Raw genomic sequence first — 24,198 nt, 5'->3', positions numbered from 1 at the left:
GCTCGTACTCGGGTCAGAAGTGGGTGCCGCCGTCTATGCGGATTTCGGTGCCGGTGATGAAGGCGCCGTCTTCGGAGGCGAGCATGGCGACGACGCCCGCCACCGACTCGGGGCCGGCGAATCCCTTGCCGAGGGCGGGGGACAGCTTCGCGAACAGGCCGAAGTCGGCGTCCTCGGGGAGGCCGGGGCCCAGGCTCTGCTTGCTCTCCCCCGAGCCGTCCGTCATGCCGGAGGAGATCGAGCCGGGCTGGACGGCCGTGAAGCGGATGCCCTGCCCCGCGTACTCGGCGGCCAGGGCGTGTGTCATCGACTGGATGCCGCCCTTGCTGGCTGCGTAGGCCGCCATGTAGGGGTGGGCGAACATCGCGGAGGTCGAGCTGAAGTTGACCACGGCCGGTGCGGTGCCCTCCAGCAGGGCCGGGATCGCCTCGCGGATCATCAGGAAGGTGCCGGTCAGGTTGACCGTGATCACCTTGGTGAAGTCGGCGAGGGACGTCTCGTGCGTGTGCGAGGAGCGCAGGATGCCGGCCGCGTTGACCAGGACGTCAAGGCCGCCGAGGGTCGCGAGGGCGGAGGCGACGGCGGCGCGGACGGACGCCTCGTCCGCGACGTCCACGACGACCGTGGCCAGACGCTCGGCATGGGCGCCCGCCTTGGCGACGGTGTCCTTGAGGCCCGCCTCGCTCACGTCGGCGGCGACCACGTCGCCGCCCTCCGCGAGCAGGCGCAGCACCGTGGCCTGGCCGATGCCCGAGCCGCCGCCCGTGACGAGTGCCCGGCGTCCGTTGTAACGGTCCATGTCGTCTCCGATGTCCTGGTGGGAGGGGGCCTCGACTGGGGCCCTCGATGTCCACGGTACGTCAAGATGGCATGTTTTGTCATAGCGGCTTGTCGTGCCTGACTGTCGTCGCCGGACGTAGGCTTCCCTCATGGACCGCCCCAGGACGAAGCAGGGCCGGACGCCCTCGCTGACCGAGCGCCGCAAGGCCGCGACGCAACTCGACATCGCCCGCGCGGCGGCCGAACTGTTCGCCGACAAGGGCCCCGACGGCACGACGGCCGAGGAGATCGCCGGTCGCGCCGGGGTCGCGCTGCGCACCTTCTACCGGTACTTCCGCAGCAAGCAGGACGCCATCGGACCGCTGCTCGCGTCCGGTGGGGACCGCTGGCGCGCGCTGCTCGCCGAGACCGGCCCGGACGCCGGTCTGGCCGAGGCGCTGGAGTCCGCGGCGGTCGCATCGCTCTCCGCGCCGGGTGACGTGGCGGTCGAGGGCCTGCGCTGGACGCGCGGCCTGCTGCGCGCGGCCCAGGACGACCCCGCCCTGCGGGCGGTCTGGGCCCAGGTGAACCACGATTCGGAGGAGCGGCTCATCCCGGTGGTGGCCCGGCTGGCCGGGCCGGACACCGACCCCTTGGAGGTCCGGCTGGTCGCCGCCGCGGCGACCAGCGCGATCCGTGTCGCCCTGGAGGCGTGGGCGGCGGCGGATGAGGATTCCGCCGAGTCCCCGGCGGACCTGGTGGTGCGGTGCCTGCGCGAACTGACGGGCGGGCTGCGCCTGCTGACGCCCGAACGCTAGGTCCGCTCCCGCAAGGAGACGTTCGAACTCAGGGCATGGGGAGCGCGAGGACGGAGTCGAGGGCCGCGGTTGCTTTGAGGAGGGCCTTCGAGCGGGCGTCGATGGTCGCGTCGCGGGCGGCGAGTGCGGCGGTCAGGTCGTGGTGGCTGCCCGCGCTGCGCAGGTCCGGCATCAGGGCCTTGAGCGGGGTGATGCGGTAGCCGGCGAGGCGGAGTTGGTGGACGATCCGGGCATCTCGGACGTCACCGGGTGCGTACGCGCGCGCCCCGCGCGGAGTGGTCCGGCCCGGCACGACGAGGCCTTCGGCGTCCCAGTGGCGCAGGGTCGAGGCGCGGACGCCGAGGGCGGCGGCGAGTTCGGCGATGCCCATGGAGTCGGACGGGCGGACGTCCTCGATCGGCTCCGCCTTGATCGCCTCGGCGGCCCGCCTGGCCAGGGCCAGGTCGCGGCGCTCGGCGGCGAGGCGGGCGTGCGCGGCGTCCAGGAGGGCGAGCAGGCCGGAGTCCGGGTACGCGTGGGCGGCCCGCATGATCGTCTTGGCCTGGACGGGGCCGGTGCCGGCGGCGAAGGCCCGGTACGCCAGGGCGGAGTGGACGTGGGCCTCGCCGTAGACCCGGTAGCCGGAAGCGGTGCGCGTCGCAGGCGGCAGGACGCCGTCGCGTTCGAGGTTGCGCACCTGCTGGACGGAGTACCCCGCACGGCGCGCGACGTCCACCGTTCTCAGGCCGGAGTTGCGACTTGTCACCTCTCTAGCTTGGTGTCTACGGCACGAAGTCTCCACAAGCACTTGAATGGAACGCTGGAACACATGAGCATCGACGAGATCCTGGAGTTCGTGGGCGGGTTCGATGGCGTGCTGGTCCTCCGGCCGCAGCCCGGCGACGGTTCGCCCGAGATCGCCTGGGGCGACGCGTTCGTCTATTACGCGCCCGACGGGAACGTCCCGAAGGCGACGCAGCCGTACGCGACGATCGTGACCAAGGACTATCCCGGCGACGAGCGCTCGCGGCTCGACCGGCCCGGCGCGTTCCGGCTGAACATCGCCGCCGGGAAAGACGCCTCCGCGCGCTGGGCGGGACGGGAGCCGGACCCGAGCGCGGCGGACGTCCTGATGGCGCACCCCGTCTACGGGAGCGCGGGGTGGCTGGCCGTGGTGAATCCGGGGGCGAGCACCGAGACGGCGGTCCGGGAACTGCTCCGCACGGCCCACGACCTCGCGCGCTCGCGCTACGAGCGGCGTTCCCCCGCCGGTCACTCGCCGGCGGGGTGACGCGCGAACGGCTGAGCCCTGCTGCGGGCGGGGTCAGTGCCGGCGGGTGAGGAACAGGTGGACGAGGCAGAGGGCCGCCAGCCCGGCGCAGGTCGCGAGGGCCGCCGTGGCGCCGAGGGGGAGGAGGGCGCCGCCGAGGACGGTGCCGAGGCCGATCCCGGCGTAGAGGGCGGAGGCGTTCAGGCCGACGACGACGGCGGTCTCCTGCGGGGCGGCGCTGATGAGGCGCACCTGCTGGGCCGGGGTCTGGAACCAGGTCGTGGCGCCCCAGGCGATCATCAGGAGCGCGGTGAGCGGGAGCCGGTCCGCGCCCGCGGCGACGGCCCAGGTGAAGGCGGCGAGCGTCGCGGCGAGGGCGGCGTAGCCGGCGAACTGGACGCGGACGGGGCCGTGCCGGTCGACCCGCGCGCCCGCGACGAGGTTGCCCGCGACCGCGCCGGCGCCGTAGAGGAACAGGAGCCACGGCTCGGCGTCCTCGCCGGCGCCGAGGGCCCGCATGATCGGGACGGCGTACGCGTACAGGCCGTACCCGGCGGCCATGCCGAGGACGGTGAGCGGCAGGACGGCGACGACGCCGGGGTGGCGCAGGGCCGCGAGGCGCCGGCGGAGCGGGATCCGGGGGCCGCCGGGAAGCGCGGGCATAGCGGCGAACACGCCCCCGGCGGCGATCGCGCACAGGGCCGCGACCAGCGCGAGCGCGGCGTGCCAGTCGAGGGCCCGGGCGGCCAGGTTGCCGAGCGGGACGCCGAGGGCGGTGGCGACGGTGAGCCCGCCGATGACGACGGCGAGGGCGCGGGCCCGCTGGGCGGGGGCGACGAGCGAGGAGGCCACCGCGCCGGCGTTGGGGGTGAAGGCCGCCGCGCCGGACGCGGCGACGATGCGCGACACCATGAGGAGCGCGAAGTTCGGCGCCAGCGCCGAGCCGAGGTTGGCGAGCGCCAGCACGGCGAGGGCGGCGACGAGCAGCGCGCGGCGGGGGACGCGGGCGAGGACGGTCGCGAGGATCGGTGACAGGACGGCGTAGGTGACCGCGAACGCCGTGGCCGACTGACCGGCGGTCCCTTCGGACACGTGCAGGGAGGACGCCATCTCGGGGAGGAAGCCCGCGACGACGTAGGCGTCCGTCCCGACGGCGAAGGTGCCGAGCGCGAGGATGAGGGTGGAGTGCAGGCCGCGCGGGGCATCGGCCGGCGGCGCGGTGCGCTCGGCTTGGCGATGTATCGGGGTATTCAACGTCCCTGTTTCTTCCATGGGAGGGCCAGGACGCGTCCGGGCCGGAACGGGTCAGTCCGTGAGGCGGCTGTAGTTGCGGCGGGTACGGGCGGCGCCCTCGGGGGCGTTCTCCATCAGGTCGGCGATGGTGCGGTCGGCCAGCTCGCGGCGCCACGCCAGTTCGGCGCGGCGCATCATGGCGGAGATGCCGCAGGGGCCGTCGAACTCCCGCCCGGCGTCACGGCCGCCGGTTCCGCGCTGCCGGATCTCGGTGCAGCGGAACGCCTCGAGCGGCCCTTCGAGCGCGGTGACGACGTCCATCACCGTGATCTCCGCGGGCGGGCGGGCGAGGGACCAGCCGCCCCGCACCCCCGGGCCGGAGGCCAGGATTCCGGCCCGGGCGAGCGGCTGGAGGCGCTTCTTGAGGTACTCCTGCGGCAGGTCGAACCAGCCCGCCAGCCGCCGGATCGACACCGGCGCCCGGTCGTCCAGCCAGCCGAGCGTCACGCAGCAGTGCAGTCCCCATTCGACGCCTTCGCCCATCCGCATAACCGGGACTATACATGTCCCTGTTTACGCGGTCAGGCCCAGTGAGGCGATCAGGTCGCGCATCTCGTCCCGGTAGACGGCCGCCGGATCGTGGACGAGCGGGCGCAGGTGCCCGTAGATCTCCAGCGCGACCAGGCCGTGCATCCGCCCCCACGTGCGCAGGGTGACGGCGAGCGCCTCGGGCGGCAGGCCGGGGAACTCCTCCCGGACGTGGCGGACGAGCCCGGGGTCGAAGTCGTCCCAGGTGTAGCGGCGGCCGTCCGGCTGGAGCGCGGCGGCGGCCGGCCAGGCGGCGGCGACGAGGCCGACGAGGCCGGTGCAGGCGCGCAGCTCGGCGTCCTTGCCCGGGCCGTCCTCGGGCGCCCGGTAGCCGGGCACCGGGTCGCCGTAGATCAGCCGGAAGCCCTCGGGGTTGGCCACCGCCCACTCCCGCACGGCCTGCGCCCAGGCCATGATCCGGCCGCCCGGGTCGGACGCGGGGACGGCGTCGCGGGCGGCCTCCGCCGCGTCCACCACCGCGCCGTACACGTCGCCGATCAGCGTCGTGACCAGGTCGTCGCGGGTGGCGAAGTAGCTGTAGATCGCGCCGGCGGTCATGCCCATCTCGCGGGCGATGGCGCGCAGCGAGATCGCGTCCGGGCCGCCCTCCGCCATCAGCTTGAGCGCGATCGCCTTGATCTCGTCGCTGGCCTGCGCGCGCAGCCGGGCGCGGCGGCTCGGGGTCGGGTCGTTCACGCTTGACACTCTACAGCGTTGGACTACTGTACGGCGTGCTTGAACTGAACGGTGTGTATTAAATCAACGGCATGTAGGAGATGGCATGGAAACGCACCGGCTGCGGCTCGGGCTGCTGGCGTTGACGCAGCTCATCGTGGCTCTCGACTACAACATCGTGTACGTGGCGCTGCCCGGCATCGGGACGGCGCTCGGCTTCGGACCGTCGTCCGTCCAGTGGGTGGTCAGCGCCTACTCGGTCGGGCTCGGCGGGCTCCTGCTGTTCGGCGGGCGGGCCGTGGACCGGCTCGGCGCCCGCCGGATGTTCATGACCGGCCTGGCGCTGTACGGCGCCGCCTCGCTCGCGGGCGGCCTGGCGTCCGACGCGGGGACGCTCGTCGCCGCCCGCGCGGTGCAGGGCGCGGGCGGCGCACTGCTCACCCCGGCGACGCTCACCCTCATCTACCGGGGATTCGCCGAGGGCCCCGCGCGCAACAAGGCGCTCGGCGCCTGGGGGATGGCGGGCAGCGCGGGGCTCGCCGCCGGCTCCCTGCTGGGCGGCGTGCTCACCAACTACCTGGGCTGGGAGTGGGTGTTCTTCGTCAACGTGCCGCTGGCGCTCGGCTGCGCCCTCGCGGCGCCGCGGCTGCTGCCCGCCGATCCCGCCCGCGCGCCCGGCTCGTTCGACGTCCCGGGCGCGGTGCTGGCCACCGCGGGGTCGGCGCTGCTGGTGTTCGGGCTGGCGAGCGGGCCGGACGCCGGATGGGCCTCCCTTCGCGCCGCCGGATCGCTGGCCGCCGGCGCCGTCCTGCTCGCGGCGCTGCTCGCGGTGGAGGCCCGCACCCGCGACCCGCTCATCCCGCTGCGGCTGGCCCGCGGCCGCGGCCTCGCCACCACCATGATCGTGATCGCCGTCTTCCAGGGCACGCTCGGCGGCGGCTACTACATCCTGACCTCCTACCTGCAGCCCGTCCTCGGCTACAGCTCGCTGGAGGCGGGGCTGACGTTCCTGCCGCTCACGCTGGTCTGCATGCTCGCCGCGCTCAAGGCCACCCCGGTGCTGCTCGGACGCTGGGGCATCCGCACCACGCTCGCCGTCTCGACGATCGGGACCGGCGCGGGCATCGCCGCGATGGTCGCCGGCACCACGGCCGGCGGCGGCTTCTGGACGCTGCTGCCCGGCAGCGTCGTCTGGGGCCTGTTCGGCGGCGTCGCGTTCGTGACGCTGTTCGCGTCCGCGGGCGCGGGCGTCCCGCCGGAGCAGCAGGGCGTGACGTCCGGGATGGCCGGCAGCGCCAAGGAGATCGGCGGCGCCATCGGGCTGGCGGCGTTCGTCGCGATCGCGGGCGGGCCGGACGACCTCCTGCACGGCCTGCACGCCGCCGGATGGGTCGCCGCGGCCGCCACCGCGGCGGGCGGCCTGATCGCCCTCGCCCTCAAGCCCTCCCGTCCCGGCATCGGGGACCGGGAGCCCGTCTCTCTCGAAGGAGCCGTCAAGTGACCACCACCGACCTGATCAACGCCTACCTCGACGTCTGGAACGAGCGGGACGCCGCGGCCCGGGAGGCGCTGATGAAGTCCGTCCTCACCGGCGACTCGGTCTACAGCGACCCCGACTACGCGGGCCTGCGCGGGCACGCCGAACTGTCGGAGGCGATCGGGCGCGCCCAGGCGAACTTCGGTGACCTGCGCTTCGCCCTCGGCGACGTCATCGGCGCCCACCACGACCGGGCGCTGTTCACCTGGCGGCTCGGCACGGCGGCGACGGGCTACGACGTCGTCGAGTTCGACGGCGACCGCATCCGCAGCGTCGTCGGGTTCTTCGCATGAGCCGGAAACGTGACTGGGTCGCAGCCTGGACCACCGCGCCGCAACGCCCCGGCCCCAGCTTCGCCCCCAACCGGTCCGAACAGGGCCTCGGCGGACGAACGGTCCGCCAGACCGTCCGGCTCGGCACCGGTTCCGGGCGGCGCGGGTCAGGGGAGGGTGGACAGGTCGATGGTCGAGACGGCCGCGGCGTCGTGGTGGATCGCGTACCGGCCGCCGAACAGCGACGGCAGGTCGGCGAGCGGGACGAGGTGCGGGAAGTCGGCGGTCGCGACGCGCACGCGAAGGCGGTGACCTGCGGGGACGGTGGCGAACGCCGGGCGGATCTGGATGTCGTACCGGGTGACCTTCCCCGGCGCGACGGGACGCTGCGCCGCGCGGGTCAGCGGGTGGTACGGATACACCCAGCCGCCGGACGCGCCCTTCCAGCTGCGCGCGCCGTCGACCGCGCGCATCGAGCCCATGAGCGCGCCGCCGCTGAGGTCGGTGGACGTCCCGTCGGGTGCGACGTCCTCAAGGGTGAGCGCCCACAGTGTCTCCGGACGGGTGGACGCCGCGCGCAGTGTGACCCCGATCGGCCCGGCGAGCTTCAGTGGCTTGCCCATCGCCGGTGACGTGTAGGTAGTCTCGCCCGGTCCATTGACGGGTTTGCGCTGGGAGCCGGTGCAGGGCGAGGGGATGCCCGCGCTGGCGAAGAGCTGCGACAGCATTCCGGCGGCGAACTGGTCGGTGGACCGGGTGCACGGGTTCGACAGGCCGGTGAAAGCGATGGAGTCGGCCGGTTCCGCGCCGGTCGGTGCCGCAGAGGCCAGGCGTCCCTGCGAGCGCAGGAACATTCGAGTCGGGCGCGCCTGCGCAAGGGGGTAGTCGGCGGTGTCGTAGCGCTTTCCGCCGGGCTCGATCACATGGAAAGGGGTGGAGGTGGAAACGGTGCCGCGTCCCTTGAGCCAATGGTCGAACCAGTGCAGCTGGATTTCGTCGAGGTTCTGCCCGCTGCCCATGTTGCCGTGCGTCCACGGGCCGTAGAGCAGTTGATACTTGTCGGAGACGGGCTGGCCGGGCGTCATGGGCGCGGTCACCGGACGGCCCGCCGCCGCGTTCTGCAAGCCGCTGTAGAGGAGCGGTTCGCCGCGCTGGAAAACGTCGTAGAGCCCGCCGACGAGATAGACGGCGACGTCGTTGGCGACGATTCTGCGGAGGACGCTTTCGGGCGCCCGTTTCTTCCACCACGCGTTGTCATATCTGCGCGGACCATTGGTGAGCATGTCGCGGGCGATCGTCAGCTCGAACGGCCCGGCCTGCATCAGGTGCTCATAGGAGAGGATGAGCGCGGCCGTCGGGTCCTTGGGCAGTTCCAGGAACGGCGTGGCGACCCGCGTGACCCCGTAACCGAACACCAGGCCGAGCGGCGATTCGACGTTCAGCGCGCCGCCGCTGACGAACAGGTCGCGGTAGGGGTCCGCCGAGGCGGCCATCGGGAAGATCGCCTTGAGCGGGGAGTGCGGGCCGACCGCGGCGGCGGTGAACAGCTGGTCGATCGCCAGGTACGACAGGCCGAGCATACCGACCTTCCCGCTGGAGTTCGGCAGGCGTGCCGCCCAGTTGACGATCTGCGCCCCGGCCTGCGCCTCGGACGGCTCGAACAGGTCGAACTTCCCCTGCGAGCCGCCGGTCCCGGGGACGTCCACGACCAGCCCCAGGTAACCGCGTTCGATCAGGTACGGGTTGAGCCCGCCGGTGCCGGGGGAGCCGGTCTGCGCCGACGGCGTCTTGCCGTACGGGGTGAACCCGACGATGACCGGGAACGGGCCGCGCGCCGGCTTCCCGGTGCCCCGGTCGGTGGGCACGTGCAGGTCGGCGCGCAGCAGCGTCCCGTCCTTCAGCCGCAGCGTGAGGTTGCGCTGCACGGCGATGCCGTAGGGCGCCGCCGGCGCGGGAGCGGCCGGAGCCGGGGCGGCGAGCGCGGCGAGGGCCAGGATCAGGGAGCACACAACGGCGAAGCGGCGCATGGCGCGACTCCCGGGGTCGGAGGTGGTGCCTGAGCGGGACGCTAACAACCCGCGCGGCGCCCGGGAACCCCAAACGAACAAATATGTTCCTTTGATTTGCCACCCGGCCCTGGAGCTGCGAGCCGGTTCGGGAACGGTGCGCCCGAGTACCGGTGAGCGGGACGGTCTAGCCGACGGCCGGGGCACCGGGCCACCATGTGGTGTCATGGGCGAGCTGACGATTCCGGCGGTGTTGGGACGGGCGGCGGAGGCGTTTCCGGACGCCGAGGCCGTGGTGGACGGGGACGTCCGGGTGACGTTCGCGCAGCTGCGGGACCGGGTGCGGGAGGCGGCCGCCGCGTTCGCCGGCGCCGGGATCGAGCCGGGCGACCGGATCGCGATCTGGGCGCCGAACGGGCTGCCGTGGATCGTCACCGTGCTCGGCGCGATGGGCGCGGGCGCGACGCTCGTCCCGCTCAACACCCGGTACAAGGGCGACGAGGCGCGGTGGCCGCTGACCCGCGCCCGCGTGAAGATGCTGTTCGTCGCCGACGGGTTCCTCGGCATCGACTACCCCGGCATGCTCGGGGTCGATGAGACCGGCGCCTACCCGGGCCTGCCCGACCTGAAGGCCGTCGTCACGTTCAACGGCGACGAGCGGCCGGGCGTGACGTCGTGGTCCGGGTTCGTCGGCAAGGCCGTCCCGCTCGCGGACGCGGACGCGCGGGCCGCCGCCGTCCGGCCGGGCGACGTCGCCGACATCCTGTTCACGTCCGGGACGACCGGGCGGCCCAAGGGCGTGATGTGCACGCACGAGCAGAACATCCGGACGTTCGAGGCGTGGGCGGCGCGGACCGGCGTGCACGCCGGCGACCGGTACCTGATCGTGAATCCGATGTTCCATTCGTTCGGCTACAAGGCCGGCGTGATCGCCTGCGTGCTGAAGGGCGCCACGATGGTGCTCCAGCCGGTGTTCGAGGTGGCGGAGACGCTGCGGATCATCGAGGCGGAGCGGATCACGGTGCTGCCCGGCCCGCCGACGATCTACACCACGCTGCTGGACGCCCCCGGCCGCGGGGAGCGCGACCTGTCGTCGCTGCGGCTCGCGGTGACCGGTGCCGCCGACGTCCCGGTCGCGCTGGTGCGGCGGATCCGCGAGGAGCTGTTCCCGCAGGTCGTCACCGCCTACGGGCTGACGGAGTGCACCGGCACGGTGACCGCCTGCTCGGTGGACGACGATGACGAGACGATCGCGACGACCTGCGGCAAGCCCATCGACGACGTCGAGGTGAAGATCGTCGACGACCAGGGGGACGCGGTCCCGGCCGGTGCCGACGGCGAGGTCCTCGTCCGCGGCTACAACGTGATGAGCGGTTACCTCGACGACCCGGAGGCGACCGCCGAGACGATCCGGGACGGCTGGCTCGACACCGGCGACCGGGGCCGGCTCGACGAGCGCGGCAACCTGTCGATCACCGGCCGGTCCAAGGAGATGTTCGTCGTCGGCGGTTTCAACGTGTACCCGGCCGAGGTGGAGGACGTCCTCGCGCGGCACGACGCGGTCGCCGAGTCCGGCGTCATCGGCGTCCCGGACGCCCGCATGGGCGAGGTCGGCCGCGCCTACGTCCGGCTGCGCCCCGGCCGCACCGCGACGGCGGACGAGCTGGTCGCGCACTGCCGCGAGCGCCTCGCGAACTTCAAGGTCCCCAAGGAGGTCGTCTTCGTCGACGACCTCCCGAAGACCGCCTCCGGCAAGGTCCGCCGCGTCGAACTCAAAGAGCAGGCCGACGCCTGACTCGTTGACTTGCGGCGAGTCGTCGTTTTGAGCGGCTCCATAACGACGACTCGCCGCAACTCAACGGATTGCTAGAGGGCGGCGACGACGCGGGCTCGGTGGTGGGTGGGGGCGCCCCAGGCGGAGTGCAGGGCGCGCGCCTTGCGGATCCACAGCGACGGGTCGTACTCGTCGGTGTAGCCGATGGCGGCGTGCACCTGCAGGGCCGTCTTCGCGGCGAGGTACGAGGCGTCGGACGCGGCGACCTTCGCGGCGGAGGCGTCCCGCGCGAAATCCGCCGTCCCGTACGACAGCGCCGCGCCGTAGACCAGCGGCCGCGCGAACTCCAGTTCCACCATCGCGGTGGCGAGGTGGTGCTTGACGGCCTGGTACTCGCCGATCGGCCGCCCGAACTGCTGCCGCGTCCTGGCGTACTCGACCGAGACGTCCAGCAGCGCGCGGCCGAGCCCGATCTGCTGCGCGGCGCACAGCATCACGCCGAGGTCGGTGAGGCCGGACGGCGCGCCGTCGACCCGGAACAGGCGGCGGGCCGGGTCGAGGGACGCGACGCGCTCACCCGGCTGAACGGCGGACCCGTCGGCGGCGATGACCAGGTCGGCGACGTCGGCGTCCAGCGCGTGCGGGACGGCCATCGACACCAGCGCCTCGCCTTCGGCGATCCTCGCCCGCAGGTCGCCGTCGGTCACGACCTCGGCGGCGGCGAGCGTCTCGACGTACGGGCCGGGCGCGGCGGCGCGGCCCAGCTCCTCCATCGCGACGGCCAGCTCGACCGGCAGCGGTCCGATGCCGCCGTGCTCCTCCGGGACGGCCAGCGCGAACACGCCCGCCTCGGCGGCCTGCGACCACACCGCCCGGCCCGGAGCGGCGTCGCCCGCCGCCCATGCGCGGATCGCCTTGGCGGTGCCGGCGTCGGCCAGCAGCCGGCGCAGCGTCTCGCCGAACATCCGCTGCTCGGCGGAGAGAACGAACTTCACCGGGACCCCCTCGGGAGGCCGAGCAGCCGCTCGGCGATCACGTTGCGCTGGATCTCGTTGGTGCCCGCGTAGATCGGGCCGGCCAGGGAGAACACGTAGCCCTCCAGCCAGTCGGAGTCGAGCTCGCCGTCCGGGCCGAGCAGGTCGAGCGCGGTCTCGTGCAGCGCCACGTCCAGCTCCGACCAGAAGATCTTGTTGAGGCTGGACTCCGCGCCGATGTCGTCGTCCCGCGAGATCGTCTCGAAGCCCTTCAGCCGGTACGCGCGGGACCGGATCCACGCGTCCGCGACCCGGTCGCGCAGCGCGGTGTCGGCCGGGTCGGCGCGCTCCTTCCACAGCTCGACGAGCCGCTCGGTCGCGGCGGTGAACCGTCCGGGGCTGCGCAGCGTGAGGCCGCGCTCGTTGCCGGCGGTGCTCATCGCGACGCGCCATCCGTCGCCGGGGGCGCCGATGACGTCCTCGTCCGGGACGAACACCCTGTCCAGGAACAGCTCGGCGAACGCCGGCTTGCCGTCGAGGCGGCCGATCGGGCGGACCGTCACGCCCTCGGCGTCCAGCGGGAACATCAGGTACGTCAGGCCCTTGTGCCGCGACGACTCCGGGTCGGAGCGGAACAGGCCGAAGCCCCGGTCGGCGAACGCGGCGCGGGAACTCCACGTCTTCTGGCCGTCCAGCAGCCAGCCGCCGTCGGCGCGGGTCGCGGTCGAGCGCAGCGCGGCGAGGTCGCTGCCCGCGCCGGGCTCCGACCACGCCTGCGCCCAGATCACCTCGCCGGCCGCCATCGGCGGCAGGATCCGCGCGAGCTGCTCGGGCGTGCCGTGCTTGAGCAGCGTCGGGGCCAGCAGGTTGATGCCGTTCTGGCTGACCCGGCCCGGTGCGTTCGCCGCGTAGTACTCCTCCTCGAAGACCAGCCACTGGAGGAGCGAGACGCCGCGCCCGCCGTACTCCTCCGGCCACGACACGACACCGAACCGCGCATCGCCGAGCCGGCGCTCCCACGCGCGGTGCAGCGCGAAGCCCTCCTCGGTCTCCAGCGACGGCAGCGGCTCGGCCGGCACGTTCGCGCGCAGCCAGTCGCGCACCTCGGCGCGGAACTCCTCGTCCGCCGCCCCGAACTCAAGATCCATGCGGTGCCTCCTCGTCGTCCCCGGCGGCGGCGCGCCGCTCGTGCTCGACGACCACGCTTCTTTCTAACAACTGTTTGGTAGAGTAGCCGCCGCCGTCCACCGCCCCCGCCATCGCCTCCCGTCCAGCGGGACGCGTCGCGGGCCGGTGCCGCCGAATCCCGTTCTGGCGGCATCCGGTAAGAAGGTGCCGTGCCCGCACTGAGACTGGACGCGGCGGCCCTGCCGCCCGAGCTGGACGACCTGCGCCGGGACGTCCGCGCCTTCCTCGCCGAGGAGACCGCCGCCGGACGGATCGCCCCGCACGCCGACAACTGGCTGGCCGGCTGGGATCCGGCGTTCAGCCGGCGGCTCGGCGAGCGCGGCTGGATCGGGATGACGTTCCCGCGCGAGTACGGCGGGAGCGAGGCCGGGTCGCTCGCCCGGTTCGTCGTCACCGAGGAACTGCTGGCGGCGGGCGCGCCGGTCGCCGCGCACTGGATCGCCGACCGGCAGTCCGGGCCGTCGCTGCTGAAGTTCGGCACCGAGGAGCAGCGCCGCGCCTACCTGCCCGGCATCGCGCGCGGCGAGACCTCGTTCGCGATCGGCATGTCCGAGCCCGACTCCGGCTCCGACCTGGCGTCCGTCCGGACGCGCGCCGAGCGCGCGGACGGCGGCTGGACCGTCAACGGCACCAAGGTGTGGACGAGCGGCGCCCACCTCGCGGACGCCATGATCGCGCTGGTGCGGACGGGCCCGGCCGGGGAGAGCCGGCACGAGGGCCTCACCCAGCTGATCGTCGACCTGCGCTCGCCCGGCCTGCAGATCCGCCCGATCCGGCTGCTGACCGGCGAGCACCACTTCAACGAGGTCGTCCTCACCGACGTGTTCGTGCCCGACGACCGCGTCCTCGGCACGGTCGGCGACGGCTGGCGGCAGGTGACCAGCGAGCTGTCGTTCGAGCGCAGCGGCCCCGAGCGGATCCTCAGCACGTTCCCGCTGCTCGCGGCCGTCGCCGGGCGGCTCGCCGAACGCGGCGCCGACGCCGCCGACCGCGCCCGCGTCGGGATGGTCGTCGCGCGGCTGTGGGCGCTGCGGCGGATGTCCCTCGCGGTCGCCGCGCGGCTCGCCGCCGGGGACGCGCCCGCGACCGAGGCCGCCGTCGTCAAGGACCTCGGCACCCGGTTCGAGGGCGCGCTGACCGAGACCGTCCGGCTGCTCGCCCGCGTCGAACCCGATCTCGCGTCGTCCGATCCGCTCGCCCGTCTGCTGGCCCAGTCCGTCCTGCACGGTCCCGGGTTCACGCTGCGCGGCGGGACGAACGAGATCCTGCGCGGCGTCGTCGCCAAGGCGATGCTGGCCGGAGCAGGGGAGGCGCGATGAACGACGTCGTCGAGGCGCTGGTGTCCACGGTGGACGCGGTGTGCGCCCGGTACGCCGACCCGGAGCAGACCTGGAACCCGCGCCTGTGGGACGAGCTGGAAAAAGTCGGCGTGACGCTTCTGCCGGTGCCGGAGGAGCGCGGCGGCGCCGGAGCCGACCTCGCCACCACGGTCGAGGTGCTGCTCGCGGTGGGACGGCACGCGGCGGCCGTCCCGCTGGCTGAGACCGCGCTGCTGGCCGGGTGGCTGCTCGCCGATGCCGGCGCCGACGTCCCGTCCGGGCCGCTGACCGCCGCGCTCGCCGGATCCGACGTGACACTCCGGCAGGACGGCGACGCATGGAGGCTGTCGGGCACGCTGCCGCGCGTCCCGTGGGCCCGGCACGCGGAGGGCATCGCGGTACTGGCCGACGGCCATGTCGCGTACGTGGTGCGCGGCGGCTTCGAGGTGGAGGAGGGCGCGAACCTCGCGGGCGAACCGCGCGACACCGTCCACCTGCGCGACGCCGCTCCCGCGCAGGTGCTCGCCACGACGGCGACCGCGCAGGCGTTCCGGGAACGCGGCGCGCTCGGCCGGACGGCGCTGATGGCCGGCGCGATGGAGACCGCGACCGGCCTCGCGCTGCGCTACGCGGGCGAACGCGTCCAGTTCGGGCGCCCGCTGGCGAAGTTCCAGGCCGTCCAGCAGCACCTCGCCGAGATGGCGGGCGAGACGCTGATGGCGCGGGTCGCGGCGCAGGCGGCGGCCGCCGAGGGCACCGGCCTCGCCGTCGCGGCGGCGAAGGCGGCGGTGAGCGAGGCCGCCGGGACCGTGTGCCGGCTCGCGCACCAGGTCCACGGCGCGATCGGGTTCACCGACGAGCACGGCCTCCGGCACGCCACCACGCGGCTGTGGGCCTGGCGCGACGAGTCCGGCAACGAGGCCGAATGGGGCGAACGCCTCGGCGGCCTGGCCCTCGACGCGGGCGCCGGCCTCTGGCCCCTCGTCACGGGCGGGGACGCCTAGGGCACGGGCGGGGACGCCTAGGGGACGCGGGCGACGCCGCAGAACGCGTCGACCTCGGCGGGCTCGCCGAACGGCGACGGCTCGGGCCGCCACCGCGACACCGGGACCACGCCGGGCTCCACCAGCTCCAGGCCGTCGAAGTACGCGGTGATCCGCTCCGGTGGGCGCAGGTTGTAGGCGACCCCGCCGGCCTCCACGTACCGGGCGATCGCGCGGGCGCGGGCCGTCTCGTCCGGCCCGTCATCCTGCCCGCCGTCATCGTCCTCGCCGCCGAACACGTTCGTGCCGTCGTTGACGACGACGTAGCTGCCCGGCGCCAGCGCCTTCACCAGCTGCGCGAGGATCGCCTCCGGGTCCTCCTCGTCGGTCACGTGGCCGAGGATTCCGAGCAGCAGCAGCGCGACCGGCTCGCCGAAGTCGAGGGTCTCGGCCGCCTTCGTCATGATCGCGCCGGGCTCGCGGATGTCGGCGTCGATGTAGGAGGTGGTGCCCTCGGGGGTCGAGGTCAGCAGCGCGCGGGCGTGCGCCAGCACCAGCGGGTCGTTGTCGACGTACACGATCCGGGCCTCGGGCGCGACGCGCTGCGCGACCTCGTGGGTGTTGTCGACGGTGGGCAGCCCGGTCCCGATGTCGAGGAACTGCCGGATGCCCGCCTCGCCCGCCAGGAACCGCACCGCCCGGCCGAGGAACGCGCGCGAGTGCCGGGCGATGTCCACCTGGCCCGGGAAGATCTGGACGAACGCGTCGCCGACCTCTCGGTCGATCGGGTAGTTCTCCTTGCCGTCCAGCCAGTAGTTCCAGATCCGCGCCGAGTGCGGGACGGACGAGTCGATCTCCGGATGATCGGGCATGGAGCCTCCGTCGGGACGGGGAAGACCGGTCGCCCGCCAGTCTTCACCGCGATGCCGCGCCCGCCACCCCGGTTGGCCAAGATCGGCCGAGCGCGCGCCGGGCCCCGGGAGAACGCGTAGCCGTCGCGGATCGCGAACGCCGGCCCGTCCCCGTCCACCGTCACTCCGTCCGCGACGCCGAGTCGGGCACGCCGCCGGGTGCGGTGTCGGTGAGGGCGGCCGCCGCGCGCTGGAGCGCGATCGCGCGGGCGTCGTCCGGCTCCGGATCGGGACGCATGCCGCGCAGCAGCAGCTGGACGGTGAGGACGGTGAGCGGCAGCCCGGTCCGCTCCGTGACGCCGGCGGCCCGGGCCATCGCGGCCTCGCGCTGCCCGGCGGCGATCGTGGCGTGCACCAGCACCGCCGCCAGCGACTCGGCGGGCTCTCCGGCCGTAATCTCGCCGCGCCGCTGCCCGGCCGCCAGCACCTCGCTCAGCGCGAGCACGGGGTTCGGGACATCCTCGCCGAGATGGTCCGACAGGCGTTCGGGCCGGTCGGCGATGCCGCGCATGATCGCGTCGCGCAGCGGGCCGGGCGCCGGCGCCGCGCGGCGCAGGGCCGTGAAGGCGTTGCCGACGATCACGCTGGTCCCCGCGCCGCTCGCCAGGCCCGTGCGGCAGGCGTCGGCGAACGCCGCGCAGGTGGCGATGGCGGCCTCCAGGACCACCTCGTCCTTGCTGGGGAAGTAGGTGAAGAACGTGCCCCAGCTGACGCCGGCGGTGGCCACGATGTCCTCGATCCGGGCGGCGTCGACCCCGACCCGCTCGAACTCGGCGATCGCCGCCGCGTAGACGCGGCGGCGCGTCTCGATGGCGCGGGCCTGGCGCGGACGGCGGGCGGTCGGCATGCGGGAACCCTCTGGTGCGGCGGGCCGGACGGTTCTATTCTGCCAAAGTTGATGCGCATCAACTTTTGGAGGCGCCGATGATCACGCGTTTGGCGGCACTGCCCGGCCGGCTCGCCGAATCCGGCCGGGTGCGCGCGCTGCGGATGCTCTGGGGCGCCGGCAAGGGCTGGACGGCGGCGGTCGCCCTGCTGGTCGCGGCCAACGCGGTGCTGCCGAACGCGAGCCTGGTCGCCCTCGGCTACGCGGTCGGGCGGATCCCGGCCGCTGCCGCCGCGCACCTGCACGGCGCCCCCGGACGCGCCCTCGCCGTCGCGTTGCTGGTCGCGGGCCTGGTCTACGCGGCGACGCTGCTGACCGGCCCCTACCAGGAGTGGCTCAGCGCCTGCGTGAAGGCGCGCCTGGTGGACGACCTGCAGAGCCGTCTCATGGCGGCCGTCAGCGGGCCCGTCGGCGTCGCGCACCTGGAGGATCCGGAGACCCAGAACCAGCTCGAACTGGCCAAGGGAAGGTTAACCGGCCACGTCCCGGCGGACGCGCCGGTCGCGCTCGCCTCGGCCGCCGGGTCCCGGCTCGCCGGGATCGCGGCGTGCGCGGTGCTCGCCACCTTCCGGTGGTGGCTCGGCCTCGCGCTGCTGGCCGTCTGGCTGCTGATCCGGCGCCCGCTCCGGAAGATCGTCCTCACGCAGATCGTCGGGTTCCGGACGAAGGCCGAGGTGCTGCGGCGCGCCTGGTACTTCCTGTACCTGGCGATCCGTCCGACCGCCGCGAAGGAGTTGCGCGTCTTCGGCCTCGGCGACTGGACGATCGACCGGTACCGCGAGCACTGGGCGCGCGGCATGGCGACGACCCGGGAGAGCTACGCCCGGCTCGGCCGCCGCGCCTACCTGCTCGCCGGCGTGGTCCTCGCCGTGTACCTCGTCGCGTGCGGCACCCTCGCGTACGCGGCCCTGCACCACCAGATCGGCCTGCGCGAGCTGTCGGTCATGCTGCCGCTGCTGCCCGCCACCATGTACGCGGGCACGGTCACCACCGGCGACATCTCCGCCGAGTGGATGGTCTCCGCCCTGCCCGACCAGGCCGCGCTGGAGACGCGCCTGCACGCCGCCCGCGCGGAGCTGAGCGGCGGCCGGGACGCGGCCGGCCTGCCCGAGCGCGGCATCCGGCTGGAGGGTGTCCGCTTCGCCTACCCCGGCGGCGAGCCGGTGCTGGACGGCCTCGATCTGGACGTCCCGGCCGGACGCTCCACCGCGATCGTCGGCGTGAACGGCGCCGGCAAGACCACGCTGGTCAAGCTGCTCGCCCGCATGCACGACCCGACCGGCGGGACCATCACCGTGGACGGCGTCCCGCTCCGCGATCTGGACCCGGCGCGCTGGCAGCGCCGCTTCGCCGCCGTGTTCCAGGACTTCAACCGCTATCCGCTGACGCTCGGCGAGAACATCGCGCTCGGCGCCGTCGAGCACGCCGCGGACGAGGACGGACGCGCCCGCGCTGCCGAACGCGCCGGCGCCCTCGCCCTCGCCGAGGAGATCGGCTGGGACACCGTCCTGTCCCGGCAGTACGCGGGCGGAACGAACCTGTCGGGCGGGCAGTGGCAGCGCGTCGCGCTCGCCCGCGCGCTGTTCGCCGTGGAGCACGGCGCGAAGCTGCTCGTCCTGGACGAGCCGACCGCTTGGTTGGACGTCCGCGCCGAGGCCGCGTTCTTCGACCGGTTCCTCGACCTCACCCGCGGCCTGACGTCCATCGTCATCTCGCACCGCTTCTCGACCGTGCGCCGCGCCGACCGGATCTGCGTGCTGGACGGCGGCCGCCTCGCCGAGCAGGGCTCGCACGACGAGCTGATGGCGGCTGGCGGGATCTACGCGGAGATGTTCCGTCTCCAGGCCGCCCGCTTCCACGCCCCGGAGGAGGACGCATGACGAGGGTCCGCCGCACGTTCCGCGTCCTGGTCGCCGATGGGTTCCGCGCGGCGCCGCGCCCGATGGCCGTCGCCGCGCTGACCACCCTCGCGACGGCACTCACGCAGGTCACCTACCCGATCGGCATCCGCACGATGGTCGACGCACTGGCGCGGCACGACGTGTCCGGCGAGATCGCCGGGACGGTCACCGTCGCCGTGCTGTTCACCCTGTCCTGGACGCTGATGATCGTGTCGGCGGGACGGCTGATCGCGCTGACCGACGAGGTGTCGGTGTGGCTGTCGGCCCGGATCGCCGGGCTCGTCAACGCCGTCCCCGGCCTGGAGCACTTCGAGCGGCCCGACTACCTGACCGAGCTGGAACGGCTCGAACGGCGCCGCCCGATGCTCGCCGCCGGGCCCCGGCAGGCGCTCACCCTCGCGTCCGTCGCCGTCCGGACCGCCGGGATCGCCGTGCTGCTGGCGACCGTTTACTGGCCGCTCGCCCTGCTCCCGCTCGCCGGGCTGCCGCCCTACCTCGCCGACAAGCGATCCGTGAAGCTGCGCGAGCGCGCCGAGTCCGCCGTCGCGGCCGAGCGGCGGCTCGCGGGGGAGCTGTTCGAACTGGCCGCGACCGCCGGGCCCGCCAAGGAGCTGCGGACCTACGGCCTCGGACCCGAACTGCGCGCCCGGCACGACCGGCTCAGCGCCACGGCCCGCCGCGCGACCGTCCGCGCCGCGTCCGCCGGCGCGCTGTGGAGCGCGCTCGGCTGGTTCCTGTACGCCGCCGCCTTCTCCGGCGCGATCGCGCTCATCGCCGTCCGGGCCGCGCGCGGCGACGCGTCGGCGGGCCAGGTCGTCCTGGCGGTCAGCCTGCTGCGGCGCGCGCAGCTCACCGTGTCGCAGGCGTCCAACGCCATCGGCCAGATCGTCACCACGGCGTTGGCCGCGCAGAGCCTGCTGTGGCTGGAGGACCACGCGGACGCGCAGCGCTCCCCGGGCGCGCCCGCGCCCGACCGGCTCGACCACGGCATCACGCTGGAGAACGTCGCGTTCACCTACCCCGGCACCGACGCGCCCGTCCTGCGCGACGTGGACCTCACCCTGCCCGCCGGCGGCACCGTCGCGCTGATCGGCGAGAACGGCGCCGGCAAGACCACGCTGGTCAAGCTGCTGACCGGCATGTATCCGCCGACGGGCGGGCGCATCCTGCTGGACGGCGCCGACCTGGCGGCCGTCGACCGCACCGCGTGGCGCGCCCGCACGTCCGCCGCCTTCCAGGACTTCGTGAAGTGGAACCTGCTCGCGGGCGAGACCGTCGGCATCGGCGACCTGCCTCGCCTCGGCGACGAGGACGCCGTCCGCACCGCCCTCGACCGCGCCGCCGGGACCGGCGTCGTCGACGAGCTGCCGGCCGGGCTCGACACCCCGCTCGGCCGGTCGTTCCAGGGCGGCGCCGACCTGTCCGGCGGGCAGTGGCAGAAGCTCGCCCTCGGGCGCGCGATGATGCGCGACCGCCCGCTGCTGCTCGTCCTGGACGAGCCCACCGCCGCCCTCGACGCGCCCACCGAGGACGCGCTGTTCCGCCGCTACCTCGACGCCGCCCACCGCACCGCCGCCGGGACGGGCGCGATCACGGTCCTGGTGTCGCACCGCTTCTCGACCGTCCGGATGGCCGACCTCATCGTCGTCATGGACGGCGGCCGGGTCGTCCAGGCCGGCGACCACGCCGCCCTCCTCGCCGAGGGCGGCCTGTACGCCGAGCTGTTCGAGCTTCAGGCCCGCGCGTACCTCTAGGGGAGCCTCTAGGGGAGCCGGACGCCGACGAGCTTGGTGAGCAGCCGGTCGACCTGCCGGTCCAGCGGCTCCCATGAGGCATCCGGCTGGTTGAAGCGCATCGAGACCGCGCCGTGCACGGCCGCGCGCAGGTCGAGCGAGACGGCCGCCGCGTCACCGGCCGGGGCCAGGCCCTCGTCCATGCACCGCTGGACGGCCGCCGAGGTGCGCTTGCCCAGCTCCATCTTGAACGACACGTCGCACCGCTGGTTGACCGCGCTCTCGTGCAGCACCTTGTACAGGCCCGGGTGCTCGTACGACCAGGTGCCCATGACCTGCACGCGCGCGCGCAGCCCGCCGACCGGGTCGCCGGCGGCTGCCTCGGCCTCGTCGCAGGCCCGGACCAGGTCGGCGTGGCTGCGCTCCATCGCGGCGAGGACCAGCGCGTCCCGGTCGGCGAAGTGCAGGTAGACCGACGTCGCCGCGATGCCGACCTCCCGGGCCACCGCGCGCAGCGACAGCGCCTCGTCGTCGCCCAGCTCGTCCAGCAGCCGCAGCGCGGTGGTGACGATCTCCTCGCGCAGCCGTTCGCCCTCGCCCCGCCGGTTCCGCCCGCGCGAGGGCCGCGTCGTTCCCATGCCCGCCATTCTATTCGGACGACCGTTGCGCTACAGTCGTAGCGCTACAACTGTTCAGTCAACGGAAGGGCGCACCATGTCCACCACGACCGCAGCCACGGCTCCGCACGACACCGAGGCGACCGCCGCGAACGACAACGGAATGTTCTGAGGCGGCCATGAGCACCGAAACGGTTCCCGGGCGGCGGGACGGCACGGAGCGGACCGCGCCCGACGCGCGGCGGTGGTGGGCGCTGGCCGCCGTCGCCACCGCCCAGCTCATGATCGGCATCGATATGACGATCATGAACATCGCGCTGCCGTCGCTGCAGCGCTCCCTGCACCTGTCCGACCCGGGCCGGCAGTGGGTGATCACCGTCTACGCGCTCGGCTACGGCGGCCTGCTGCTGCTCGGTGGCCGGCTGTCGGACCTGATCGGCCGCCGCCGCGCGCTGCTCATCGGCCTGACCGGGTTCGCGCTGGCGTCCGCGCTCGGCGGCGCGGCCCCCAGCCCCGGCCTGCTGCTCACCGCGCGCGCCGCCCAGGGCGTCTTTGGCGCCCTGCTCACCCCGTCCGTGCTGGCCACACTCGCCGCGACGTTCCCCGCCCCGGCCGAGCGCGGCCGGGCGTTCGGGATCTACGGGACGGTGATGGGCAGCTCCTCCGGACTCGGCGTCGTGCTCGGCGGCGTCCTCACCGACTACCTCGACTGGCGCTGGTGCATGTTCGTGAACGTGCCGATCGCGGTCGCCGCCGGGACCGGCGTGCTCTACGCGGTCCGCCCGGTGCCGCGCGCGGCGGGCGTGAAGGTCGACGTCGCCGGGGCGCTGCTCGCCACCGCCGGGCTGATGGGCCTCGTCCTCGGCTTCGCGCGGGCGGAGCCGGACGGCTGGGGCGCCGCCACGACCGTCGGACCCCTGGCGGCCGGTGTCGCGCTGCTCGCGGCGTTCGTGTGGACGCAGACGAAGGTGACCGGGCCGCTGCTGCCGCTGCGGGTCGTCCTCGACCGGCGGCGCGGCGGCTCCTACCTGGCGGTCCTCGGCCTTTCCGTCGGGATGTTCGCCGCGCTGTTCTTCCTCACCTTCTACCTGCAGAACGTGCTCGGCTACTCGCCGGTGCGGGCGGGCGTGGCGTTCCTGCCGCTCACGGCCGGGCTGATGATCGGCGTGCGGGGGGTGAGCCGGCTGCTCATGCGGGCACCGGTGCGGGCGCTGCTGGCCCCCGGCCTGTTGGTGATCGCCGCCGGGCTCGCGCTCCTCGGGACCGCGCGGGCCGACGGCGGCTACTGGACGCACGTCCTGCCGGTGTTCCTGCTGGTCGGGCTCGGCACCGGCTGGGTGCTCGTCACCGCCAACAGCACCGCCACGCTCGGCGCCGGCCCCGACACCGCCGTGGCCGGCGCGACCGTCATGACGTCGCAGCAGATCGGTGCGTCCCTCGGCACCGCCCTGCTCAGCACCGTCGCCGGGACCGCCGCCGCGCACTACCTGCGGGCCCACCCCGGCGCGGCGGCGCGCGCGGCGGTGCACGGCTTCGACGTCGCGAGCCTCGGCGCGGCGGGCGCGCTGTGCCTCGTCGCGGCGGCGGTGTTCCTGATCACCGGCCGGGCGGGCGCCGCCCGGCCGTCATGAGGTCTCCTCCTGCTCCTCGTCCTCGTAGGCGGCGCCGGACAGGCCGTAGCGCTCCTGGTCGGAGGGGCGCGGGGCCTCCGGCCCGTCGCGGCCGAGGCGCAGCATCCGGGAGATGCGGACGGTGCGGAACTCCCGCCCCGCCGCCGTGAACGCGTGCCCCGTCGCCCGCTCGATCTGCTCGGCGGCCCGCTCCCACTCCGCGAGCTCCTGCGGCGCGGGCGGGTCGCCCTGGAACTCGCGCAGCCGGGGCAGCAGGTCGCCGAAGTAGCGGGCCAGCCGGCGGCGGGTCTGCTCCGGGTCGTCGCCGCCGGTCAGCGGCGCCCAGCCGTCCTCCTTGACCTCGACCGCGATGAACGTCGGCGGCAGCAGGATCACCCCCGGATGCGCCAGCACCGCGTGCCGCGCCTCGGTCTGCACCATGTCGGGGACGGTGCCCGGCACCGGCATGTGGCCCACCAGGTTCAGCCGCAGCTGCGCCTCCCACTGCCCGGCCGGCGCCGCAGGCTCCAGCAGGTGGCCGCGCAGCGTCCCGTCACCGCAGGCGCCGGGCGTGTCGGTCGGCCGCGGCGGCTCCATCACCCGGTCGCCGAGCAGCGTGTACTTCTCCACCCGGATGATCCGGTAGCGCCGGTCGCCGATCTCCCACTCGTCCTTGGGGAGCTGCTCGCCCTCCTCGGGGTCGAGGCGGTCGGCCACCGCGAGCATCGCGTCCGCGAGGCCGGATCCGTCCGGGAGGCCGGGCGCGTCCGCGGGTGCGTGCCCGCCGGTCGCCGCCTCCCGGCGCAGGTCGGCGGCCAGTCCGTAGCGGGCGGCGGACGGGTCGGCCGAGCCGAGGCGGCCGATGCGCCACTCGGCGCCGGTCTGCACCGCGTACCCGAAATCGGGCGAACCGGCCGGGAGGAGCTTGGGGTAGGCCAGGATCGCGTCGCCGATCTCGCGGTCGCGCACGGCCGCGACCGGATCGAGGGAGGCGACCAGGTTGATGTGGTCGAACCCCGGCATCAACGGGAAGGTCATGCCACTCATATTCGGTACGCGGGGCGCGGCCCGCAGCGGATTCCGCGGAACCGGACGGCCACTGACATGCGACTTCTCCTGGTCAGCGGCTTATGTCCGACAGGTGAGGCGGAGCTCACCGGACATT

General features: G+C 74.2%; 22 protein-coding genes. 10 read left to right on the top strand and 12 right to left on the bottom strand.

Features of this window, described 5'->3' with window-relative positions; translation table 11 throughout:
• Positions 1 to 13 precede the first annotated feature (13 nt).
• Positions 14 to 799: an SDR family NAD(P)-dependent oxidoreductase gene (locus ABD296_RS20375; RefSeq protein ID WP_344269165.1), complete on the bottom strand. Its 786-nt coding sequence runs from the start codon at positions 797 to 799 to the stop codon at positions 14 to 16.
• A gap of 130 nt (positions 800 to 929) precedes the next feature.
• On the opposite strand from ABD296_RS20375, the gene ABD296_RS20370 reads away from it, so the two are divergent.
• The gene (locus ABD296_RS20370) at positions 930 to 1,577 is read left to right on the top strand and encodes a TetR family transcriptional regulator (RefSeq protein WP_344269162.1); all 648 of its coding nucleotides are present in this window, start codon (positions 930 to 932) and stop codon (positions 1,575 to 1,577) included.
• Positions 1,578 to 1,605: 28 nt separating this feature from the next.
• Here ABD296_RS20370 and ABD296_RS20365 read toward each other — a convergent pair whose 3' ends face one another.
• The gene (locus ABD296_RS20365; protein ID WP_344269160.1) at positions 1,606 to 2,322 is read right to left on the bottom strand and encodes a MerR family transcriptional regulator; all 717 of its coding nucleotides are present in this window, start codon (positions 2,320 to 2,322) and stop codon (positions 1,606 to 1,608) included.
• A gap of 63 nt (positions 2,323 to 2,385) precedes the next feature.
• Between ABD296_RS20365 and ABD296_RS20360 the strand changes: the two genes are divergently transcribed.
• A complete protein-coding gene (locus ABD296_RS20360; protein ID WP_344269158.1) occupies positions 2,386 to 2,847 on the top strand; it encodes a DUF6194 family protein in 462 nt (153 codons plus the stop codon).
• Between the two features lie 33 nt (positions 2,848 to 2,880).
• On the opposite strand, the gene ABD296_RS20355 is transcribed toward ABD296_RS20360, so the two are convergent.
• From ABD296_RS20355 to ABD296_RS20345, 3 genes are read right to left on the bottom strand one after another with little or no spacing between them, the layout of a single operon-like run.
• A complete protein-coding gene (locus tag ABD296_RS20355; protein ID WP_344269155.1) occupies positions 2,881 to 4,080 on the bottom strand; it encodes an MFS transporter in 1,200 nt (399 codons plus the stop codon).
• 51 nt (positions 4,081 to 4,131) lie between these two features.
• Positions 4,132 to 4,608 carry an RrF2 family transcriptional regulator gene (locus tag ABD296_RS20350; RefSeq protein WP_344269153.1) on the bottom strand — a complete coding sequence of 159 codons (477 nt, stop codon included), beginning with the start codon at positions 4,606 to 4,608 and terminating at the stop codon, positions 4,132 to 4,134.
• Positions 4,609 to 4,632: 24 nt separating this feature from the next.
• On the bottom strand, positions 4,633 to 5,343 hold the full coding sequence (locus ABD296_RS20345; protein WP_344269150.1) for a TetR/AcrR family transcriptional regulator: 711 nt from the start codon (positions 5,341 to 5,343) through the stop codon (positions 4,633 to 4,635).
• A gap of 85 nt (positions 5,344 to 5,428) precedes the next feature.
• Between ABD296_RS20345 and ABD296_RS20340 the strand changes: the two genes are divergently transcribed.
• Positions 5,429 to 6,823, top strand: a complete 1,395-nt coding sequence (locus ABD296_RS20340; protein WP_344269147.1) for an MFS transporter — start codon at positions 5,429 to 5,431, stop codon at positions 6,821 to 6,823.
• Positions 6,820 to 7,152: a nuclear transport factor 2 family protein gene (locus ABD296_RS20335; protein WP_344269144.1), complete on the top strand. Its 333-nt coding sequence runs from the start codon at positions 6,820 to 6,822 to the stop codon at positions 7,150 to 7,152. Before ABD296_RS20340 ends, ABD296_RS20335 begins: the two co-directional genes overlap by 4 nt.
• A 146-nt stretch (positions 7,153 to 7,298) precedes the next feature.
• Here the strand turns inward: ABD296_RS20335 and ABD296_RS20330 are convergent, their stop codons facing one another.
• Positions 7,299 to 9,158: a CocE/NonD family hydrolase gene (locus tag ABD296_RS20330; RefSeq protein ID WP_344269142.1), complete on the bottom strand. Its 1,860-nt coding sequence runs from the start codon at positions 9,156 to 9,158 to the stop codon at positions 7,299 to 7,301.
• A 205-nt stretch (positions 9,159 to 9,363) separates the two neighbouring features.
• Here ABD296_RS20330 and ABD296_RS20325 point away from each other — a divergent pair, with 205 nt between their 5' ends.
• Positions 9,364 to 10,932: a FadD3 family acyl-CoA ligase gene (locus ABD296_RS20325; RefSeq protein ID WP_344269139.1), complete on the top strand. Its 1,569-nt coding sequence runs from the start codon at positions 9,364 to 9,366 to the stop codon at positions 10,930 to 10,932.
• Positions 10,933 to 11,003: 71 nt separating this feature from the next.
• On the opposite strand, the gene ABD296_RS20320 is transcribed toward ABD296_RS20325, so the two are convergent.
• A complete protein-coding gene (locus ABD296_RS20320; RefSeq protein WP_344269137.1) occupies positions 11,004 to 11,906 on the bottom strand; it encodes an acyl-CoA dehydrogenase family protein in 903 nt (300 codons plus the stop codon).
• Positions 11,903 to 13,033: an acyl-CoA dehydrogenase family protein gene (locus ABD296_RS20315; protein WP_344269135.1), complete on the bottom strand. Its 1,131-nt coding sequence runs from the start codon at positions 13,031 to 13,033 to the stop codon at positions 11,903 to 11,905. Before ABD296_RS20315 ends, ABD296_RS20320 begins: the two co-directional genes overlap by 4 nt.
• A gap of 189 nt (positions 13,034 to 13,222) precedes the next feature.
• Between ABD296_RS20315 and ABD296_RS20310 the strand changes: the two genes are divergently transcribed.
• Both ABD296_RS20310 and ABD296_RS20305 read left to right on the top strand, forming a co-directional pair.
• Entirely contained in the window at positions 13,223 to 14,392 is a 1,170-nt protein-coding gene (locus ABD296_RS20310; protein ID WP_344269132.1) for an acyl-CoA dehydrogenase family protein, read from the top strand.
• Complete coding sequence (locus tag ABD296_RS20305) at positions 14,389 to 15,396, top strand: acyl-CoA dehydrogenase family protein (protein ID WP_344269129.1); 1,008 nt, start codon at positions 14,389 to 14,391, stop codon at positions 15,394 to 15,396. The genes ABD296_RS20310 and ABD296_RS20305 overlap by 4 nt, the downstream gene beginning before the upstream one ends.
• A gap of 17 nt (positions 15,397 to 15,413) precedes the next feature.
• Here the strand turns inward: ABD296_RS20305 and ABD296_RS20300 are convergent, their stop codons facing one another.
• Positions 15,414 to 16,247: an SAM-dependent methyltransferase gene (locus tag ABD296_RS20300; protein WP_344269126.1), complete on the bottom strand. Its 834-nt coding sequence runs from the start codon at positions 16,245 to 16,247 to the stop codon at positions 15,414 to 15,416.
• A gap of 160 nt (positions 16,248 to 16,407) precedes the next feature.
• Positions 16,408 to 17,133 carry a TetR/AcrR family transcriptional regulator gene (locus ABD296_RS20295; protein WP_344269124.1) on the bottom strand — a complete coding sequence of 242 codons (726 nt, stop codon included), beginning with the start codon at positions 17,131 to 17,133 and terminating at the stop codon, positions 16,408 to 16,410.
• Between the two features lie 77 nt (positions 17,134 to 17,210).
• Here ABD296_RS20295 and ABD296_RS20290 point away from each other — a divergent pair, with 77 nt between their 5' ends.
• Together ABD296_RS20290 and ABD296_RS20285 are read left to right on the top strand one after the other, a co-directional pair.
• Positions 17,211 to 19,052, top strand: a complete 1,842-nt coding sequence (locus tag ABD296_RS20290; protein WP_344269121.1) for an ABC transporter ATP-binding protein — start codon at positions 17,211 to 17,213, stop codon at positions 19,050 to 19,052.
• Positions 19,049 to 20,827 carry an ABC transporter ATP-binding protein gene (locus ABD296_RS20285; RefSeq protein ID WP_344269118.1) on the top strand — a complete coding sequence of 593 codons (1,779 nt, stop codon included), beginning with the start codon at positions 19,049 to 19,051 and terminating at the stop codon, positions 20,825 to 20,827. Before ABD296_RS20290 ends, ABD296_RS20285 begins: the two co-directional genes overlap by 4 nt.
• An 8-nt stretch (positions 20,828 to 20,835) precedes the next feature.
• Here ABD296_RS20285 and ABD296_RS20280 read toward each other — a convergent pair whose 3' ends face one another.
• Positions 20,836 to 21,444 carry a TetR/AcrR family transcriptional regulator gene (locus ABD296_RS20280; protein ID WP_344269115.1) on the bottom strand — a complete coding sequence of 203 codons (609 nt, stop codon included), beginning with the start codon at positions 21,442 to 21,444 and terminating at the stop codon, positions 20,836 to 20,838.
• A gap of 158 nt (positions 21,445 to 21,602) precedes the next feature.
• Between ABD296_RS20280 and ABD296_RS20275 the strand changes: the two genes are divergently transcribed.
• On the top strand, positions 21,603 to 23,054 hold the full coding sequence (locus tag ABD296_RS20275) for an MFS transporter (RefSeq protein WP_344269112.1): 1,452 nt from the start codon (positions 21,603 to 21,605) through the stop codon (positions 23,052 to 23,054).
• On the opposite strand, the gene ABD296_RS20270 is transcribed toward ABD296_RS20275, so the two are convergent.
• Positions 23,049 to 24,071 (bottom strand): DUF5954 family protein, encoded by a 1,023-nt coding sequence (locus tag ABD296_RS20270; protein WP_344269109.1) that lies wholly within the window; start codon positions 24,069 to 24,071, stop codon positions 23,049 to 23,051. The genes ABD296_RS20275 and ABD296_RS20270 overlap by 6 nt on opposite strands.
• Between the last annotated feature and the right edge of the window lie 127 nt (positions 24,072 to 24,198).

The sequence above is a fragment of the Actinomadura napierensis genome (assembly GCF_039529375.1).
GTDB lineage: Bacteria > Actinomycetota > Actinomycetes > Streptosporangiales > Streptosporangiaceae > Spirillospora > Spirillospora napierensis.
Note: the sequence above shows the minus strand (reverse complement) of the source record. Positions and strands in the feature narration are given on the sequence as shown.

Bases quoted from the DNA above. Each gene is read 5' to 3' on its own strand.
- ABD296_RS20375 (WP_344269165.1), bottom strand. From the start codon at position 799: ATGGACCGTTACAACGGACGCCGGGCACTCGTCACGGGCGGCGGCTCG.
- ABD296_RS20370 (WP_344269162.1), top strand. From the start codon at position 930: ATGGACCGCCCCAGGACGAAGCAGGGCCGGACGCCCTCGCTGACCGAG.
- ABD296_RS20360 (WP_344269158.1), top strand. From the start codon at position 2,386: ATGAGCATCGACGAGATCCTGGAGTTCGTGGGCGGGTTCGATGGCGTG.
- ABD296_RS20350 (WP_344269153.1), bottom strand. From the start codon at position 4,608: ATGCGGATGGGCGAAGGCGTCGAATGGGGACTGCACTGCTGCGTGACG.
- ABD296_RS20340 (WP_344269147.1), top strand. From the start codon at position 5,429: ATGGAAACGCACCGGCTGCGGCTCGGGCTGCTGGCGTTGACGCAGCTC.
- ABD296_RS20330 (WP_344269142.1), bottom strand. From the start codon at position 9,158: ATGCGCCGCTTCGCCGTTGTGTGCTCCCTGATCCTGGCCCTCGCCGCG.
- ABD296_RS20325 (WP_344269139.1), top strand. From the start codon at position 9,364: ATGGGCGAGCTGACGATTCCGGCGGTGTTGGGACGGGCGGCGGAGGCG.
- ABD296_RS20315 (WP_344269135.1), bottom strand. From the start codon at position 13,033: ATGGATCTTGAGTTCGGGGCGGCGGACGAGGAGTTCCGCGCCGAGGTG.
- ABD296_RS20305 (WP_344269129.1), top strand. From the start codon at position 14,389: ATGAACGACGTCGTCGAGGCGCTGGTGTCCACGGTGGACGCGGTGTGC.
- ABD296_RS20300 (WP_344269126.1), bottom strand. From the start codon at position 16,247: ATGCCCGATCATCCGGAGATCGACTCGTCCGTCCCGCACTCGGCGCGG.
- ABD296_RS20295 (WP_344269124.1), bottom strand. From the start codon at position 17,133: ATGCCGACCGCCCGCCGTCCGCGCCAGGCCCGCGCCATCGAGACGCGC.
- ABD296_RS20290 (WP_344269121.1), top strand. From the start codon at position 17,211: ATGATCACGCGTTTGGCGGCACTGCCCGGCCGGCTCGCCGAATCCGGC.
- ABD296_RS20285 (WP_344269118.1), top strand. From the start codon at position 19,049: ATGACGAGGGTCCGCCGCACGTTCCGCGTCCTGGTCGCCGATGGGTTC.
- ABD296_RS20280 (WP_344269115.1), bottom strand. From the start codon at position 21,444: ATGGGAACGACGCGGCCCTCGCGCGGGCGGAACCGGCGGGGCGAGGGC.
- ABD296_RS20275 (WP_344269112.1), top strand. From the start codon at position 21,603: ATGAGCACCGAAACGGTTCCCGGGCGGCGGGACGGCACGGAGCGGACC.
- ABD296_RS20270 (WP_344269109.1), bottom strand. From the start codon at position 24,071: ATGACCTTCCCGTTGATGCCGGGGTTCGACCACATCAACCTGGTCGCC.